Annotated in this window: 15 protein-coding genes and 1 pseudogene; 5 read left to right on the forward strand and 11 right to left on the reverse strand. The window is 68.0% G+C overall.

The annotated features are described in order from the left end of the window. Positions 1 to 74 precede the first annotated feature (74 nt). A complete protein-coding gene (locus tag ACGF3J_RS36400) occupies positions 75 to 992 on the forward strand; it encodes a LysR family transcriptional regulator (RefSeq protein WP_393855791.1) in 918 nt (305 codons plus the stop codon). 222 nt (positions 993 to 1214) lie between these two features. Here the strand turns inward: ACGF3J_RS36400 and ACGF3J_RS36405 are convergent, their stop codons facing one another. From ACGF3J_RS36405 to ACGF3J_RS36430, 6 genes are all read right to left on the reverse strand, one after another. After that, complete coding sequence (locus ACGF3J_RS36405; protein ID WP_393855792.1) at positions 1215 to 1346, reverse strand: hypothetical protein; 132 nt, start codon at positions 1344 to 1346, stop codon at positions 1215 to 1217. Positions 1347 to 1486: 140 nt separating this feature from the next. Continuing rightward, a complete protein-coding gene (locus tag ACGF3J_RS36410) occupies positions 1487 to 2269 on the reverse strand; it encodes an SDR family NAD(P)-dependent oxidoreductase (RefSeq protein ID WP_393855793.1) in 783 nt (260 codons plus the stop codon). A 114-nt stretch (positions 2270 to 2383) separates the two neighbouring features. Next, entirely contained in the window at positions 2384 to 2911 is a 528-nt protein-coding gene (locus ACGF3J_RS36415; RefSeq protein ID WP_393855794.1) for a carboxymuconolactone decarboxylase family protein, read from the reverse strand. A gap of 95 nt (positions 2912 to 3006) precedes the next feature. Continuing rightward, positions 3007 to 3540, reverse strand: coding sequence for a DinB family protein (locus ACGF3J_RS36420; protein ID WP_087807895.1), 534 nt, complete (start codon positions 3538 to 3540; stop codon positions 3007 to 3009). Positions 3541 to 3549: 9 nt separating this feature from the next. After that, positions 3550 to 3831, reverse strand: coding sequence for a hypothetical protein (locus ACGF3J_RS36425; protein ID WP_393855795.1), 282 nt, complete (start codon positions 3829 to 3831; stop codon positions 3550 to 3552). Between the two features lie 132 nt (positions 3832 to 3963). Further along, complete coding sequence (locus ACGF3J_RS36430; protein WP_393855796.1) at positions 3964 to 4851, reverse strand: LysR family transcriptional regulator; 888 nt, start codon at positions 4849 to 4851, stop codon at positions 3964 to 3966. Positions 4852 to 4978: 127 nt separating this feature from the next. Here ACGF3J_RS36430 and ACGF3J_RS36435 point away from each other — a divergent pair, with 127 nt between their 5' ends. The 4 genes from ACGF3J_RS36435 to ACGF3J_RS36450 all read left to right on the forward strand — a co-directional run bounded on the left by ACGF3J_RS36435 (position 4979) and on the right by ACGF3J_RS36450 (position 10731). Further along, positions 4979 to 6007, forward strand: coding sequence for an alcohol dehydrogenase catalytic domain-containing protein (locus ACGF3J_RS36435; protein ID WP_393855797.1), 1029 nt, complete (start codon positions 4979 to 4981; stop codon positions 6005 to 6007). A gap of 146 nt (positions 6008 to 6153) precedes the next feature. Further along, positions 6154 to 7272, forward strand: coding sequence for a flavin monoamine oxidase family protein (locus ACGF3J_RS36440; RefSeq protein ID WP_393855798.1), 1119 nt, complete (start codon positions 6154 to 6156; stop codon positions 7270 to 7272). A 165-nt stretch (positions 7273 to 7437) separates the two neighbouring features. Next, positions 7438 to 8703, forward strand: coding sequence for an MFS transporter (locus ACGF3J_RS36445; RefSeq protein ID WP_393855799.1), 1266 nt, complete (start codon positions 7438 to 7440; stop codon positions 8701 to 8703). 1425 nt (positions 8704 to 10128) lie between these two features. After that, the gene (locus tag ACGF3J_RS36450; protein ID WP_393855811.1) at positions 10129 to 10731 is read left to right on the forward strand and encodes a restriction endonuclease; all 603 of its coding nucleotides are present in this window, start codon (positions 10129 to 10131) and stop codon (positions 10729 to 10731) included. Between the two features lie 131 nt (positions 10732 to 10862). Here the strand turns inward: ACGF3J_RS36450 and ACGF3J_RS36455 are convergent, their stop codons facing one another. From ACGF3J_RS36455 to ACGF3J_RS36475, 5 genes and pseudogenes are all read right to left on the reverse strand, one after another. After that, on the reverse strand, positions 10863 to 11201 hold the full coding sequence (locus tag ACGF3J_RS36455; protein WP_393855800.1) for a hypothetical protein: 339 nt from the start codon (positions 11199 to 11201) through the stop codon (positions 10863 to 10865). A gap of 61 nt (positions 11202 to 11262) precedes the next feature. Next, positions 11263 to 14574 (reverse strand): DEAD/DEAH box helicase, encoded by a 3312-nt coding sequence (locus ACGF3J_RS36460; RefSeq protein WP_393855801.1) that lies wholly within the window; start codon positions 14572 to 14574, stop codon positions 11263 to 11265. Between the two features lie 79 nt (positions 14575 to 14653). Then, positions 14654 to 15370 carry a hypothetical protein gene (locus tag ACGF3J_RS36465; protein ID WP_393855802.1) on the reverse strand — a complete coding sequence of 239 codons (717 nt, stop codon included), beginning with the start codon at positions 15368 to 15370 and terminating at the stop codon, positions 14654 to 14656. Between the two features lie 210 nt (positions 15371 to 15580). Continuing rightward, positions 15581 to 15706, reverse strand: a pseudogene (locus ACGF3J_RS36470) (hypothetical protein); the annotation flags it as partial. Positions 15707 to 16133: 427 nt separating this feature from the next. Next, on the reverse strand, positions 16134 to 16495 hold a 362-nt coding region (locus ACGF3J_RS36475; protein ID WP_393855803.1), incomplete at its 5' end, for a transposase.

Genomic DNA, 16495 nt, shown 5'->3' on the forward strand with positions numbered 1-16495 from the left:
CCGGTGGCCTGGCATCTCCCGGGCCGAACGGTGTCGATTGGCGGGGTGCGAGCGGTCTGCAGTAGACCCGTCCTGTGCTGCTACGCCAACTCGAATACCTCGTCGCCCTGGCCCGCGAGGGCCACTTCGCCCGTGCCGCCGACGCCTGCTACGTCTCCCAGCCGGCCCTGTCCGAAGGGCTGCGCAAACTCGAGGACGAGTTGCGCGTCCCCCTCGTCCACCGCGGGCGCAGGTACGAAGGGCTCACCCCCGAAGGAGAACGCATCCTGCTCTGGGCGCAGCGGATGCTCGCCGACCGCGACGCCCTGGAAAGCGAGGTCACAGCCCTGCGCCACGGACTCAACGGACGGCTGCGCATCGGCTCGGTACCCACCGCCTCGACGGTCGTCTCCCTGCTCACCGAACCGTTTTGCACCCAGCACCCGCTGACGACCGTCCAGGTACTGACCGACCTGCGCGCGACGGAAATCCTCGACAAACTGCAGAGCTACGAGATCGACGCCGGCATCACCTACCTCGGCCACACCATTCCCGAGCGGTTCAAGTGCGTACCGCTGTACCGCGAGCGCTACGTCCTGCTGATCCAGCCGCCCTCCGGCGCCGGACGGCTCAGCGAGATCACCTGGGCCGAGGCGGCGCAGCAGCCCCTTTGCCTGCTCGATCCGGTCATGCAGGGACGCAAAGTACTGGACACCGTCTTCCAGGAGATCGGCGCACCGGTCCGGCCGCGCGTCGAGACCGATTCGATCGCTTCCATGTTCGCTCACGTCCGAACCGGCCGGTGGGCCAGCGTGGTACCGCATTCCTGGCTGCACGTATTCGGCGTGCCCGCCGGGATGCAGGCCGTCCCCCTGGTGAGCCCGACCCGCGCGGAGCCCATGGGACTCGTGGTCGCCAAACGGGATCCCGCACCGGTCATGACCCGCGCCCTCGTGGACATCGCCCGCCGTGCCGGTATGGATGCGGTACTCACGCAGGTGCCCGGCCGCTGAGCGGCATGAACCGGAGGCCCGGAGAGTCGGCCAGGAGGACAACTGCCCGGTATCGCAGCCGGGCCTGGCGCTTCAGGGCGTGCCGCCGCCGAGCAATTGGCCCCGCAGGGGTGGGCGGCCTCTGCCTGAAGGCCGCCCACCTAGAGTGTGTACGGCGACGACCCGCCCCTGCCTCTTCGAGGCGGCGTAGGGACAGGTCGTGGCAGGGTGTCTGACCTGTGCTCAAGCGAGCGTGGTGAGGACGTCAACCGGGCTAATCAGGGTGTCTCGGCTGGGTGAGCGGCTTTCGACGAGGGCGATGAGCTCTTCGGTGTCCTTGAGTACCTGGACGTCGATGTCGTTGATGACGGACATGGGTGGGGTTCCTTCGTGAACGCGTAGAGGGCGTACCGTTGCGCCGTGCCTGAGACGGGGCCGGTGCCGTACCCATCGGCTGGAGTGCACGCGGTCGGCCTTCCGGGCCCCGAGGGCGTCTGTGCACCAGACGGTGTGGGTCAGTTGCGTCCGGCCATGACACCGCCGTCGATGTCCCAGATCGCACCGGTGACCCAGTCGGTCTGGTCGGACAGGAGGAAGGCGACGGTGGCGGCGACGTCGTCGGTGGTACCGGTGCGGCCGATCGGGTGGAAGGAGTCGAAGCCGTCCATCGTGGAGTCCATCTCCGACTTGGGGATGAACTCTTCGTAGATCGGGGTGCGCACGACGGCGGGGGCGACGGCGTTGGCGCGGATGCCGTGCGGGGCGAGCTCCATCGCGAGGTGCTGGGTCAGGGAGTGCAGTGCGGCCTTGGCCATCGAGTACGCCGAGGAGGGGGTGGCGGCGATGGCCTGGTGGGCCCACATGGAGCCGATGTTCACGATGGCGCCCTTCGTGCCGCGCTCGATCATGTTGGCGGTGACGGTCTGGGTGAGGAAGAAGAAGGCGCGGTTGAGGTCCTGGTAGCGGTCGTAGTCTGCGGCCGTGTGCTCCAGGAACGGCTTGGGGGCGAAGACGCCGGCGGCGTTGACCAGCAGGGTGGCGTCGGCGTGCTCCTTGGTGAGGACGGTGCGCAGGCGGTCGACGGCCGCGGGGTCGGAGAGGTCGGCGGCCAGGCCGACGACCTGCCCGTGGGCGGACAGGGCAGTGACGGCTTCATCGGCGCTGGGCTGGGTGCGGCCGGTGACGACGGCGGCGCCGCCGGCGTCGAGGACCTTGGCCGCGATGGCCTGGCCCATGCCGCTGGTGCCGCCGATGACGATGACCTTCTGGCCAGTGAAGTCGAGGGTGGTGCTGGACATGTGGTGCTCCTGTAGCAGGTAGTGCCGTGAAGGGGGTGAGGGTGGTCAGGGGGCAGTGGCAGACTCGGTAGCCGCGGTGTTCGGTCGGCTCCCGGTCTCCCGCGCACGGGGGTGTCAGATGGCCAGCGCCACCAGGAAGCGCGCAACCATGTTGTAGGCCGCGACAGTGGCGACCGCTTCGACCGTCCGGGTTTCACCGAAGAGACGCTTGACCTCGTCGATGACGTCGGCCTCGACCTCGACCTGTCGGGTGGACTGATCGGTCAGCGCGAGCAGGGCGAGCTCTGCTTCGTTGAAGAGGCCGCTGTCCGCGGCATCTCCCTTGAGGGCTTCGCACTTGTCTTCCGTGCCGCCTGCCCGCAGATAGGCCGGGTGGTGGACGCCCCACTCGAAGTCGGCGCGGTTGAGCACGGCCACGCGCAGCATGATCAGTTCGCGGTATTCCAGTGCCAGGTCGAACTCGGCGCGGACCCGGCCCAGCAGCCCGTTCCATCCGGTGGCGAGCGGGAAGCTCTTCAGCAGGACACGGTCGATGCCGATCAACTCACCGCCCGGCCTGCGCGCCCGCATTCCCGCGAGCAGTTCGGGCGGGGGCGCGGGGAGGCTGTCGTCCTGCCAGGGGGTGACACGCACATCACTCACGTTGTGCTCCTTGACTGGGCACCGGCCCGCGGTGGGATCGGGCCGTTGCCGGTGGTGAATTGCTGCCGGCTTCGCCTGGGCAGAGGTGCAGGCGGTCAGGCGTGGGGGTCGCAGACCAGGTAGCCGTCGATGCGGCTGAGCCAGTCCGAGGCCGGGTCAGGCGGCAGCGGGTGGCCGAGGTCGTCGGTACGGACCTCGCTGATCCACTGGTCGTGCTGGTACTCGTGATTGATGAGCGCGAGCAGCAGGTGGCCTGCGACGACGGTCAGCTGGGTCGGGGCGCCGACCCGGCCGGCGGCGATGTCGCCGATGCGGGCGTGGACACGTTCGGCGACGGTGTCGCGGAACGTGGTGAGCCGTTCGACGGTGGGCAGCGCGCCGCGGAACTTCTCCGGGTTCGCCGAGTCCATGAGCCCGTCGAGTTCCGGGTCCGGGCTGGGCTCGGCCGCGGTGAGGTTGCGGATCATGAAGTGGGCGACATGAGCCTGGTGACCCAGGTGCCAGCCGATCGCGCTGGAGTCCTCGTGCGGGCGCCAGGTCACCTCGTCCGGACTGAGGTCTTTCCACAGCTGGTCGGTGTAGACGCGGGCGCGGTCGTATTCGCGCAGCAGCGCCGTGAGCTCGTGCACGACCGGGCCTCAGACGGTGTCGTAGACGCGCACGTCGGGGTCGGCCTCCAGCAGCGGGGCCAGGCCGCCGACGACGTCACGGGTGAACAGCTCGCTGGCCAGGTACGTCCTGGCGTCGGCCACGCTCCGGAAGCCGTGGAGGACCTGGACGTCCTCGTCCCGGACGAGGAGCTCCTTGCTGAGGGCGCCGGGGGCGGTGTCGAGGAACGGCTGCCTGTACTTCTCGTACACGCCCGCGGCTGCGGCACGGTGGGCCGAGTCCACCTGCAAGGTGATCTGGAGATACGCCATGGTTATGCCTCTCTCGATGGGCAGGGAGCGGGCGGAACGGTAAGCCCCGCAATGTGCCTGCCACGTTAGGCATTCCCGGCAAGGTCCGGTAGGGGACCACGCTGAATCGGGCTATAAGCAGTGCGTATGGCCCTAGTGGCGGCTAGACGCGAGGCTGTCGGCGAGGCGGAGCAAGTCCGGGGCGAGCGGGGAGTCGGCGCTCCAGACCGCTTCGAAGGAGATCTGCACTTCGCGGCCCTGGTCGTGCAAGGGACGGTGGCAGACGTCGGGCGAGCTGAGTTTGGAGCGGGGGACCATGGCCGAGCCCAGACCGAGCCTCGTCCAGTCCTCCAGCACCCGATAGCTGGCGGCCTCGCCCGGATAGGTGTTCAGGGCCATCTCGTGCGCCTGGAACAGCTGCGTGGTGAAGGTGGTCAGGCCGCAGGTGTCGGGGACGAGGATGAACTGCTCCTTGCCTGCCTCCGTGAGTTCGACGGGGGTTGCCTCCGCCGCGTCGGGAGTGACGACGACGATCGGCTCGACGTCGATGACCCGGTGCTCGAAGCGGGGCATCGCGGCCACGGCCGGGATCAGGATGATGTCGAGTTGCCCGGCCAGCAGGCATTCCCGCAGCTCCTGCATGTTCGCCTCGCGCAGCACCAGGTCCCGGGGCGCGGGAAGGCCCTGGACCATGCTGAACGCCCGGGCGACCAGGTGCGAGCCGATCAGCGGTGAGAGTCCCATGCGGATCTTCCGCTCACCGGATTCGGTCAGGCGCCGGGCCTCCGCCCCGACGGCGTCGAGCGCGGCCAGGGCACGCTCGATCAGCGGCAGGATCCGGATGCCGAACGCGGTCTGCGTCACACCGCGCGGCGACCGCTCGAACAGCTTGCCGCCCAAGCGGTCCTCCAGCTTGGCGATCCCGTTCGACAACGCGGGCTGGGTCACCCCGTACGCGCGTGCGGCGGCGCTGAACGACTTGGTCTCCGCCACCGCCTGCGCATAGCGGAGCCCCTCAAGGTTCAGACGATCCGATGCCATAGCCACGGCTTATCACTCCATTCACTGAAGTCCTCTACCAGGCGGGATGTCCTCTGCCTACGGTAAGAGGCCTACTCCTTCAGCATAAGCAGCAGCTATGAGTAGCGTCGTCGGAACGGAAGGCAGCATGTCGGACAGCGCCGTGACCATGGTCGTGACCGAGCCCCGCGGATCCCTGCACGCTGTGGCGGCCGGGACGGTTCCGCCGCCCGCCGGGTGGGTCCGTGTGTCGGTGGTGGCGAGCGGCGTGTGCAACGCCGACATCGCGACGGCCGCCGCCACCGGCGAGGACACCGCCTTCCCGGTCACCCCCGGCCACGAGGTCGCCGGTGTCGTCACCGGGACCGGTGACGGGGTCGAGGGCTGGGTGGCCGGCGACCGGGTGGCCGTCGGCTGGTTCGGCGGCAGCTGCGGCCACTGCGCGCACTGCCGGTCGGGCGACGTCGTCCACTGTGCCGAACGCAAGATCCCCGGCCTGTCGTACCCGGGCGGCTGGGCGCAGAACATCACCGTGCCCGCCGACGCGCTCGCCCGCATCCCCGACGGCCTCGACCTCTTCGACGCCGCCCCCTTCGGCTGCGCCGGAGTGACGGCCTTCAACACGATCCGCAAGGCCGGCATCCGCGCCGGAGGGCGGGTCGCCGTCTTCGGCATCGGCGGCTTGGGCCACCTCGCCGTGCAGTTCGCCGCGAAGCTCGGGTACGAGACCGTGGCCATCGCCCGCGGCGGCGACCGCGAACACCTCGCCCGTGAGCTCGGCGCTCACCACTACGTCGACAGCGACGCCCACGCGCCCGGAGCCGTCCTGAAGGAGTTCGGCGGCACCGACCTCATCGTCTGCACCGCCTCCGCCACCACACCCGTGGACGAACTGCTCACCGGACTGCGCACGCATGGACAGCTCACCCTCGTCGGCGTCGACGCGGGATCCGTCACCGTCCCGGCGGCCCGGCTGGTCATGAACGGTCATACCCTCACCGGGCACCTGACCGGGAGCCCGCGCGAGACGGAGGAGGCCATGGCCTTCGCCGTCACCACGGGTGTCCGGCCGATGATCGAGCGGATGCCGCTGGAGAAGGCCGCCGACGCCGTCACCCGGCTGCGCTCCGGCGCTCCCCGCTTCCGCATCGTCCTGGACACCTCCGGCGGCGAGTAGCGGGCCCCTCGCCACGCCGCGCGCCCCGCCACGCGGCGGGCGGTACTCCACACGCCACGCGGCGGGCGGCACTCCACCCCGTCTTCCGCCCGATGCCGCGACCACCGACGACTGCGGGGGTTCAGCCTGCTCAGAATGGAGCCACCATGTCCCACCAGGAAGCCCACGACGTCATCGTGGTCGGCGCCGGCGCCTCCGGACTCGCCTCAGCCGACGCCCTGCACACCGCCGGCCGCGACGTCGTCGTCCTGGAGGCCCGCGACCGCGTCGGCGGACGCCTGCTCTCCACCCCTGCCGAGTACCCGGGGCGGGCGCTCGACTTGGGAGCCACCTGGTTCTGGGACGGCGAGGATCGCGTACGGAACCTGGCCGCCCGCAGCGGCATCGCCGTCTTCGAGCAGCACCTCGCCGGCGACACGATGCTCCAGGAGACGACCGGCATCCGCCGCCTCACCGGCAACCTGATCGACGCCCCCTCCCGCCGCTTCGCCACCGGGGCACAGAGCATCGCCGCCACCCTCGCCGCCGCACTGCCCGCCGGAGCTCTTCGGCTGGACACGCCCGTCACCGCCATCCGCCCGGCCGGCCAGGGCGGCCTCGACGTGCTCACCCCGGCCGGCACCCTCCATGCAGGGCACGTCGTCCTGGCCGTCCCTCCGGCCCTGGCCCTGGAGCACATCGACTTCCACGAAGCCCTCCCCGCCGACCTCGTGCGCCTGGCCCGGGCCACCCCCGTGTGGATGGGCTCCGCCGTCAAGGTCGTCGCCCACTACCCGGACGCGTTCTGGCGCCAGGACGGGCTGGCGGGTGCGGCGTTCAGCAGGACCGGCCCGCTCCAGGAGATCCACGACATGTCCGGGCCCGACGGCAAGCCCGCCGCGCTGTTCGGCTTCGCCCACGCACGCACCGTCCGCCCCGGCTTCGAGCAGGCCGCCATCAGTCAGCTCGCCCGGCTCTTCGGCCCGCCAGCCGGCGCCCCGGTGGCCCTGCATGTGCAGGACTGGAGCACCGAGCGGTGGACCGCCCCGTCGACCGTGCGGCGCCTCGCCGACCACTCACTCTTCGGCCACCGCCTCTACCAGCGCCCGGCCCTCGACGGCCGGCTGCACTGGGCGACGACCGAGACGGCCACCGGCCATGCCGGGCACATCGAAGGCGCCCTCGCCTCCGGAGAACGCGCGGCGCGTGCCATCCTCGCCGCGTCCGCCGAAGTGAAAGGGACCGCCCAGCACGTCACCGCCCCCGGGAGACAGGCCCCGGCCTGACACCGTACGAATAGACGGGCCACCGGCCTGACACCGTACGAATAGACGGGCCACCGGCCCGACGCCGTACGAAACCGCGCCCGGCCGCCGGCCTGACACCGTACGAAACCGCGCCCGGCCACCGGCTCCCGTCACGGGCCGGCCGGCTCACACATGAGGAGAGAGATGACCAACGCCGCACCCGCCGCAACGCCGGGACTCATATCCGATCCCGTCCACGCCCAGCGGCGGATCCTGCGCGTCCTGGTCGCCTCCCAGATCCTCAGCGGCGCGGGTCTCGCCGCGGGCGTCACGGTCGGCGCCCTCCTCGCCCAGGACATGCTCGGCACCACCAGCCTCGCCGGGCTGCCCAGCGCCCTGTTCACCGCCGGCTCCGCCCTCACCGCCGTCACCGTCGGCCGCATCTCCCAGGCCCGCGGCCGCCGCCCCGGCCTCGCCACCGGGTACCTCGCCGGCGCCATCGGCTCCGCCGGCGTCATCACCGCCGCCGTCCTCGACAACCCCGTCCTGCTGTTCCTCGCCCTGTTCGTCTACGGTGCCGGCACCGCCACCAACCTCCAGGCCCGCTACGCCGGAGCCGACCTCGCCCCACCCGGGCACCGCGCCCGCGCGGTGTCCACCGTCCTGGTCGCCACCACCCTCGGCGGCGTCGCCGGACCCAACCTCGCCGCCCCCGCCGGCACCCTCGCCGAACACCTCGGCATCCCCCACCTCGCCGGACTCTTCGTCATCTCCGGCGCCGCGTACGCGCTGGCCGCCCTCGTCCTCGCCCTCTGGCTGCGCCCCGACCCGCTGCTCCTGGCCCGAACCGTCGCCCAGGCCAAGGAATCCGACGCCGCGGCCAACCCGGCCGCCGCCGACACCGCCGACACCAGCGAGAGCCGCAGAGGCGTCACCCTCGGCGCGCTCGTCATGATCCTCACCCAGCTCGTCATGGTCGCGATCATGACGATGACACCGGTCCACATGCACGACCACGGCCACTCCACCGCCGCATCCGGCCTCGTCATCGGCATCCACATCGGCGCCATGTACCTGCCCTCACCCCTCACCGGATGGCTCGTCGACCGCTACGGCCGCATGAAGCTCGCCGCCGCATCGGGTGCCACCCTGCTGGCCGCCGGAATCCTCGCCGCCGCCGCGCCCAGCGGCTCCGTCGCGCTCCTCGCGCTCGCCCTGGCCCTGCTCGGCCTCGGCTGGAACTTCGGGCTCGTCTCCGGCACCTCGATCATCACCGACACCGTGCCGCTTGCCACCCGGGCCAAGACCCAGGGCCTGGTCGACGTCTCCATCGCCATCGCCGGCGCCACCGGCGGCATCACCTCCGGCATCATGGTCGCCGCCACCAGCTACCCCACCCTCGCGCTGACCGGCGGCATCCTCTCCCTCGCCCTCCTGCCCGCCGTCGCCGCCACCGCCTACCACCGATGAACCCTGACATCCCCGCGCCGGACATCACCGTCGACGGCACCGGGCTGCTCTGTGTCGCCCTCCTGCTCCGCATGCACAAGGAGACTGAAGCCGCCGTGCCCGGTGGGTCACCCTGATCGAGGAAGGTGGCTACGAGAGATAACGCCGCGCAAGACAGTGCTCTGGACACGCTCGCCCGAACCAGCCTCCTAGCGCGCCGCCTGGGCCCGTGAGCGACGCAGGATGGTTGGGGCACTACGGTCCAGAAATCTCAGGAGTCAGCTCCGACCCTGCGGCGGTGTGTCTTTATCCTTCCCGACCATCCGCCCGCCGAAGACGCACCCCTTCCCCCCCCGAGGCACACGTATTGAAGCGCGGCAGCGCTCACCACCCCAGGGCGGCGCTTGAGGTTGCGCCCCTGGACAGGCCACACGCCCGCGCACGCTGAAACGCGTGGACGGCTGCATTCCCGCACGAGTCCGACAACCGCAGGGTCTGAAACAGGCGCGATACCGACAGCAGCGGACGACACGTCGGTGCCGCCTTCTCCCCCAGCAGCAGGGACGATCCCCTGCTAATGCGCGGGGCTCCACGGACCAACGGCCGCTGGCTAGGCCGGCGGAACATAGCAGCGAAACGCCGGTTAGCCAAACCGGCAGCTCCGCAGACAATTGAGGTCTACCGCGTACACGTGGCCTGCGCACTGCATACCCGGCGCAAATCGCCACCCGCCGAGACGGAAGAAGTCGATGCACATACGAGAGGGCGAGCCTGCGAGCGCCCGATACAGTCCCGCGCACATTCGTGCCACATGGAACGGAACAGGGAGCGTGGAGAACGCCGCAAGGGCGCTTGGATTTTCGCGAGCGAAGGGGTATGAGCTGATCCGCAGGGGGCGGTTCCCGTGCCGCGTGCTTCGCATCGGACGAAGCTCGCGCGTCGTCACGGCGTCCCTGCTCCGTGTACTCGAAAGCGGACAACCGGAGTACAACGATGCCTGCACCTGACGCCATCGGCACCCGGAGCCAGTGTCGGTGAGTGAGGCCCCGTCAAACACTCTGCGGGGCCTCACCGTCCCACTGACGCTCCTGAACCGCGGGGGCCCGGCCGGCGTTATCTGGTCAGTGCCATGGTCCGTCGCGGCACCGGCCACTGTGTGAGTCGCTCAGCGCACCACATGCCGACCCCGCGACGGGCAGCAGCACTTCCGCAGACGCCGGGCATCGCCTCAGCATCGGCCCGGTTAGCCGCCTGATCCGGCCAGTGGCTGACTCCGCCTTCTACTCGGGCCGGTCTTCATTGGTCAGACTGCGGTACCGAGGTGGCCGGGGGCGGGAGGCAGGTATGGCAGCTCGGCGTGGACAAGGTGCGGCTGCGCGCAAGCGGAGGGCGGTCTGGCTGAAGCGGGCGTCGGTATGCGGGGCCATCGCTATAGCTCTCCTGGTGATGTTCTGGTCGGTGGTCTGGCCCTACGCCTCGGGGGTACTGCTGCTGGGCTGCGTGGGAACGGTCGCTTGGCGGCTGTGGCGTACTGACCGGCTGGTGCGCAAAGGGGACCACCTCTGGCGACAGGCCGACATGATCGCTGCCGGTCGGCGGACGCTGACCGAGGTGGATGCTATGACCGGTACGGAGTTCGAGGAACTGGTCGCGAACCTCTGCCGACGAGACGGGTGCGTCGAGATACGCCGGGTGGGCGGCGCGAACGACAACGGAGCCGATGTCGTCGGCCGCCTGCCAGACGGACGGAGCATGGTGATCCAATGCAAGCGGTACGCACCGACCAGCACGATCGCGAGCCGTGAACTGCGGGACCTGCTCGGGGCCCGGGTGCATTTCGGCGCCGACCTTGCTGTGTTCGTGACGACCACGCGCTTCAGTCGGCCGTCCGAGAAGTTCGCGTTGCAGCACGGGATCCTCGCCGTACACCGTGACCACCTAGGGGTGTGGAACGGAGGGGCCTCCTTAATGTCACTCGCCGAGATTAACGGTGCCGGTCAGGGGGACGCCCGGCACCGGATGCGCTGGAAGCAGGCGTACAGCGAGTAACCCCTGTAAAAGGGCAGGAGGCAGGGCTGCTGCCTGATCAGCTCCCCTTCGTGTCGTAAGCCGCTACGCCGGCCAGCGGACGGCTTCTTCTGTCTCGCCGCTGCCGCTCAGCAGGTTCCGCCGATGCAGCGTCAGCCGCAGATGACGTGCCGCGTCGGCGCCTTGATCTGGCCCCCGATCGAGCAGCACGGCCCGAGCCCGGCGGCCATTGCCTGGTCCAGGGCATGACCGGTGAACGGCAGCCTGTGACCGCCGAGCACCCCCGTGTCTGGAGAGAGTTCAGCCAGGGCGCCGGCCACGCGGCACAGGGACAACGGAACCCCGGAACCATCGTCACCGAAGTCAAGAGGAGCATCCGGTAGCAGGCCGTCGCCGCAGTTGGCCCGGGCCCGGGCACTACCGCAGAGCACGACCTGCGCGGCGGCCTGTGCGTCGAGCGGGTCCGACGTTCCCGGCAGACGGCGGGCCATCCGGCTGTGCGGCCTGCGGCGTGCGCGTTGCTTTGGAAGGACCCGCGGTGCACCTCTGGCGTTACTTCATCTCGCGGACACGGGCCATGGCACGGAAGAGATCTCGCTCTCGCTCTTCATGCATGGCCTCCAGTACCCACTCCGGTGTTTGTGCAAGGTGGCGTGCCGCAAGGCGAAGTAGATCTTCGTCGTTCATCCAGTCCGCCGAGGGGGTGAGGGGCATGCATCGCTCTATCATGTGGGCGACCACCCGAGGCCGGACGCCAGCTCTCATCCATGCGATGACACCCGGATTGCCAGCGCCCCATCTGACAGCAAACGGCAGCAGGCTGAGCGCTCTGGAGCACCCCTCTGGCAACTCCCAGCAACCGGGATGTAGTTCGTCTTCGCACGCTGTAGTGACGATCGCCCCCATAGCGCCTGCCAGCACACTTAGCCTGAACCCGAAACTCCGGTCGGTAAGGCCAATGATCTTCGGAAGGGGCATGCCTTGCCCGCGGCCGCCAGTCCTGTCGGCATGCGGCCCGAGGGCGTGGCCTGCGACGGACAGCAGGTCTTCTCCTTGAATCCAGGCGATCAGGGTGGCTGCCAGAGCCCGGTGCCCCTCGGCAGCGTCATCCGGATCGGAAGACCAAAGCGCTTCGATGGCGGTGGACCGGTAGTCGCTGGTCAGCGGAAGTAGGCTTTCCATCGTCTCTAATGGAGCTGACGCGAGAGCGTCCACGAGAAGGTAGGCCCAGTCTTCTACCGTGTTGGGTGCTTCGTACACGTCCAGCTCAGCGAGGAGCCAGCGGTAGAGGTACGAGGTTTCCGGGAGTCCGAGTCCTGCCCGGTGGGCTGCCAGGCTTACCCAGTCCGGTACTTGTTCCTGGGCGAGGAAGGCTGAGCCGGTGGCTTCCAGGGCTTCGGCGATTGCTTCGCCCTGGCCTGCCGCTCCAGCCCTGTGAACCGCCCAGGTCCGTCGCACCACGCCGGGTGCATCGCCACTGCCTGCGGCGAAGGAAAGGAACGAAAAAGCGGACTGTTCTTCGCCCTCCAGGGTGGCGACCTCCAGGCTTTCACTGAGGGCTTTTTCGATAAGACCGTCGAGTCTGCTGCTGATGTCGTTAGCGGCGTCTTCCTGGGTCAGGAAGGACGCCCCGGCCGCGATCGCCACCCTCTTGCCGCTGGCGCCGTATGTCACTTGGGTGGCTCTTCCGGGTACAACCACAGCGATCGACCGGGCAGATGTGTAGGCACGTCCGGCTCTTCCTATGGCGTTTAGGAGTTGGGTGCGTGAACGCCGCTCACGCTCGGCGGGTGAGGCATCCCGGTCGAAGCCGACCTCCGTCCCACCAATGACCACCGCAGTGGCCGGCAGGTTCAGGCCCTGCGACAATGTGCCGGTGGCGAACAGCACCCGTACCCGGTCCCGGTCGAAGGATATTTCGCTAGCACGTTGTTCTTCGCGCAGAAGGGCGCCGGTGTGCACACCCACGCCTTTTTCCAGGGTGGCCCTCAGCTCCGATGCAATGCCGAGCTCGGCATCAGCCAGAGTGAGCAGGGCCTCGATGTCCGCGTCACGGCTCGCTGGAACCCAGTCCGAGGATCCAGGCAACTTGACTGCCTGAGTGAAGCTGTGGTGCCGGTTCTTAGGGAGAAAGGCCAGGACACGGTGGCCCTTCTCAGCCATGGCCGTGACGATGGCAGCAGTCATCGGGAGACATACGCCTGTTGAAGATGGCCCATCTGTGCGGTGGAGCTCTCTCGGAGAGAGCACAGGCGTCCGAACCACCCAGTAATCCTTAGGATGGTTGGTTGCCCATGCTCCCTGAAGTCCGACCAGCAACGATACGGGGGCATCGTAGGAGAGCCTTTTCCGGCTTGACGGAAGGGCGGTCAGTTGATCCCTGGCGAGAGCCTGAGCGGCCTCCTCTCCAGCCTGGTCGAACCCCGCGATAGCTCGCAGGGTCCTCGTGGGACGCCACGGGTGGCTGATGGGTACGGCTTCCAGGCCGGTCACTGCGGTGAGCCAGTCCGCGAGCTCGTCTGCGTTGGCAACCAGCGCCGACATCAGTAGCGCCCTCACGTGAGGTGCGCGATGGAGTACTTCGGCTATGACAAGTTCCGTGAGCGCGCCACGCCCGTTTGGTTCTTCGATGAGGTGCGCTTCGTCAAGGATGCACAATTGTAGATCTTCGAAGGCGTCAGGGTTCTGCCTAAGGGCCAGCGAGCACTTTTCGGGTGTCATCACCAAAACCTGGCAGGAACCGATGACGGCGAGATCCTCACTCTCGAGAAGGGCATACTCGGCGCCGCCGAGGAACCCTCGCACCTGTACACCGGGCAGGGACTCAAAGACCGACGACAACCGTCGCACCAGCTGACCCACCAGGGCGTTCGTCGGTGCGAGGTAGAGCACCCAACCGCGGTGGAGCGTCTGGGCGATGGCGAGTTCCGCAACCGCCGACTTGCCCGCCCCGGTGGGCACGCAGACGACGGCATGAGCGTGGGGTCCCGGGAGCGCGCGCTCGGAGTAGATCCTGGCGGAGGGCCATAGCAAGGGCCGCGACTTCGCTGCCTCCTGCACATAGCTCGCATAGCGCCCATCTTCATCGGGAGGGGTCGGCACGGCACGCAATGCTCGTGTCTCGTCTTCCTCCAATGCTCTTGCGAGCAGAACGGCGATGTGGTGGATGTCGGGGTGGATGACTTGGCCTCCCCAGCCATCCGGGTCGGGGTGCAACAACGAGATCAACGTGCGGATCTCTTCAACCGCGGTCCGTACGGCACCTGCCTGATGGGTGAGCCACTGCGTGTGACGGCGTGCCGCCTGGCCCATCTTCCGCCAGAGTGCATGCCGGACACGGACGTCCAGGTGCTCACTACGACTAGGCACTGGTGGAGCATCGACAAGATCGGGATTGGCCTGAGCCAGCAACAACTCGCGAAAGGTTTCCATAGCCCACTCGGATGCCGGGGACTCAGCATCCATCGGCGTGTCGAGCTCACCGATTTCGTCCCCACATCGCGCTGCATTCGCATCATAACCAGCGATGCGATACAGCAGCCCGGCTTCCAAGTGCTCGTATCTTCTGGCCGATCCGAGCGGAGAGGCAGAGTTCAAGGAGAGTTCTGGATCCGGTTGCTCATTGCATATCGACAACGCCTCTGCCGCAACAAAGGCGCATGCCTGGATGGTGACCGCGGGCAATCCGGGTACCAGGACGGCGTGCACTTCCAATGCCGTGGCCAGTCTGCGCAGCGCAGCTCTGGGTGATGTCCAGCCTGCCATGATGACTGGCGTCTCGGGCACACCCAAGCGCTCCGCACTTCCCACGCTCGGCGCCAGATCCCGCCACTCCATGATATCCACCCAGGCGCGAGTCAGCATGCGCCTGATGTCCCTTCCATCGAACTCGCCGATTCGCGGCAGCTCTTGAAGCAGTTCGTCTATCCCGCGATTAAACACGTCACACCACAATCTCCGCTACGGCTTCCCGCATGGCATCAGCGACAGAATCAAAGAATCCATGAAAGTCTTGCAGACGGATTATCAAAAGCCGCTTGTGGTCGCGCGGAGGAGTCAATTCTTTCAGAGTGACACGGTCCCTCCTTGCATCGAAGGGAGATTCATGAACGATAGATGGAACGTAACACCGTTGCTTCAAAACTGAATTGGCCACTTGCCCGGCGAGGTCGGGTGAAAGGTATCCTTCCAGCGCCATGAGCTCTTGCCTCAAGTGACGCAGATGATCCCCCGAATCAAGGCTCTTGAATATCTTTGCTGCTTGGGTCAACTGCCCGCTGCCATCGAGACGGGACGCTTTACTCTCCCCTATCGCTAGCGACAGCACATCCCCATGCACGTAAAGAGCAACGGCATCGAAACCCTGCTGGGTCGGAATGGGATGCATCTGACGCAGCGCGTGAATACGCCCACCAAGAAGCTCTCCGGGATCTCGGTTCTGCAATACCAGGAGAACATGGAGCAGACCCTCAGCAAGCCATGCGTTCCTTTTCGTGTCACGGAAGAGGATCTCGCCGTCAGTGACGAATGAGTTGTTTGCCCCGATCAGGTCAATCACGTCGCCCGCAAGCTGTTCCCGATCGTCCGCCCCGCCTACGAGAAGAGCGGCTGCAATACTGACATTGCATCTCACCGCGCCGAGGAGCAGGCCCACCAGCACCCTGCCGAGACTCCTCGCAACTTCCGGCGAATCGACCCCAGACACAACCAGCGCCGTATGGGACGACGGCTCGGGCAACGCCCTCAACCTCACGGACGCCGCTATTTCATCCAACGCCGCCTCAACCAACCGAAGAGACAAGCCCACCCCCGACTGTAAGCCTCCCACAGCCATACCTTACGTCCACATCAGTGAGGCTCTTCGCTGTCGTCACCCACTGATCGAGGAGAGATGACCTGGCCCCTCAGTCGTCGCGCGTGAGCGGCCGATGTATACGGAGACCTGGCCGACCGGAGTCACCCAGCGGTTCCCGGCTTCGTCCCAATAGGACACGGTCCAGCGGGGTACGAGGACGGCACGGCATTCACCCGGTCACAGGCTGCCCTCACCGGTGAGCTTCACCCCACCGACCTGAGCTCGGGCCACAAGCTCGACAACCAGCCGTCACCCGGCGCGTCCGTCCCACGGACACGGCATGCGCCGCTGCCGCGCTATCGGGGACAGCAAAAGGCCCACCTGCAGCATGTGTTCACGGCCATCGCCGCAAACATCGAGCGCCTCAACCGACGGCCGCCGACCGGACAAGCACCTTCCTCTCGCGATGCGGCGCGGTAAGGCGATCCGCCGGTACATCGGCGAGTACGGCGAGGAGTACGACCTCGAGCTGCTTGCCGGCTCGGCGCCCGCACAGGACTACGACACCACTGCGGGCGGCAGCATGCACTCAGTGTCGATCGGCTCGGGCCTGACCGTCTTAGAGGTCCTAACAAAGGCGTCGAACGTGGCGGTGGGTGATCAGGCAGACGGCGAGGCCGAGGAAGGCCTCGTGGATGTCGTCGCGTCGTTCCCAACGGATGCGCAGGCGGCGAAAGCCGTGCAGCCAGGCGATCGTGCGCTCGACGACGTAGCGGAAGATACCCAGGCCGGTGCCGTGCGGCTCGCCCCGTCTGGCGATCACGGGGCGGATCCCGCGCTGCCAGAGCAGGCGGCGGTACTTGTCGTGGTCGTAGCCGCGGTCGGCCAGCAGTGTGTCGGGGCGACGGCGGGGTCTGCCGGCCTGGCCCGCGACGGCGGGAATCTTGTCGAGCAGCGGCTCGAGCTGGGTGACGTCGTTGCGGTTTCCGC

The organism is Streptomyces sp. NPDC048171, from assembly GCF_043202655.1.
Taxonomy (GTDB): Bacteria; Actinomycetota; Actinomycetes; order Streptomycetales; family Streptomycetaceae; genus Streptomyces.

Excerpts from the sequence above, each read along its gene's own strand:
- ACGF3J_RS36435 (WP_393855797.1), top strand. The coding sequence starts at position 4,979 with ATGTCGGACAGCGCCGTGACCATGGTCGTGACCGAGCCCCGCGGATCC.
- ACGF3J_RS36405 (WP_393855792.1), bottom strand. The coding sequence starts at position 1,346 with ATGTCCGTCATCAACGACATCGACGTCCAGGTACTCAAGGACACCGAA.
- ACGF3J_RS36445 (WP_393855799.1), top strand. The coding sequence starts at position 7,438 with ATGACCAACGCCGCACCCGCCGCAACGCCGGGACTCATATCCGATCCC.
- ACGF3J_RS36455 (WP_393855800.1), bottom strand. The coding sequence starts at position 11,201 with ATGGCCCGCCGTCTGCCGGGAACGTCGGACCCGCTCGACGCACAGGCC.
- ACGF3J_RS36450 (WP_393855811.1), top strand. The coding sequence starts at position 10,129 with ATGTTCTGGTCGGTGGTCTGGCCCTACGCCTCGGGGGTACTGCTGCTG.
- ACGF3J_RS36410 (WP_393855793.1), bottom strand. The coding sequence starts at position 2,269 with ATGTCCAGCACCACCCTCGACTTCACTGGCCAGAAGGTCATCGTCATC.
- ACGF3J_RS36430 (WP_393855796.1), bottom strand. The coding sequence starts at position 4,851 with ATGGCATCGGATCGTCTGAACCTTGAGGGGCTCCGCTATGCGCAGGCG.
- ACGF3J_RS36440 (WP_393855798.1), top strand. The coding sequence starts at position 6,154 with ATGTCCCACCAGGAAGCCCACGACGTCATCGTGGTCGGCGCCGGCGCC.
- ACGF3J_RS36425 (WP_393855795.1), bottom strand. The coding sequence starts at position 3,831 with ATGGCGTATCTCCAGATCACCTTGCAGGTGGACTCGGCCCACCGTGCC.
- ACGF3J_RS36460 (WP_393855801.1), bottom strand. The coding sequence starts at position 14,574 with ATGCTGACTCGCGCCTGGGTGGATATCATGGAGTGGCGGGATCTGGCG.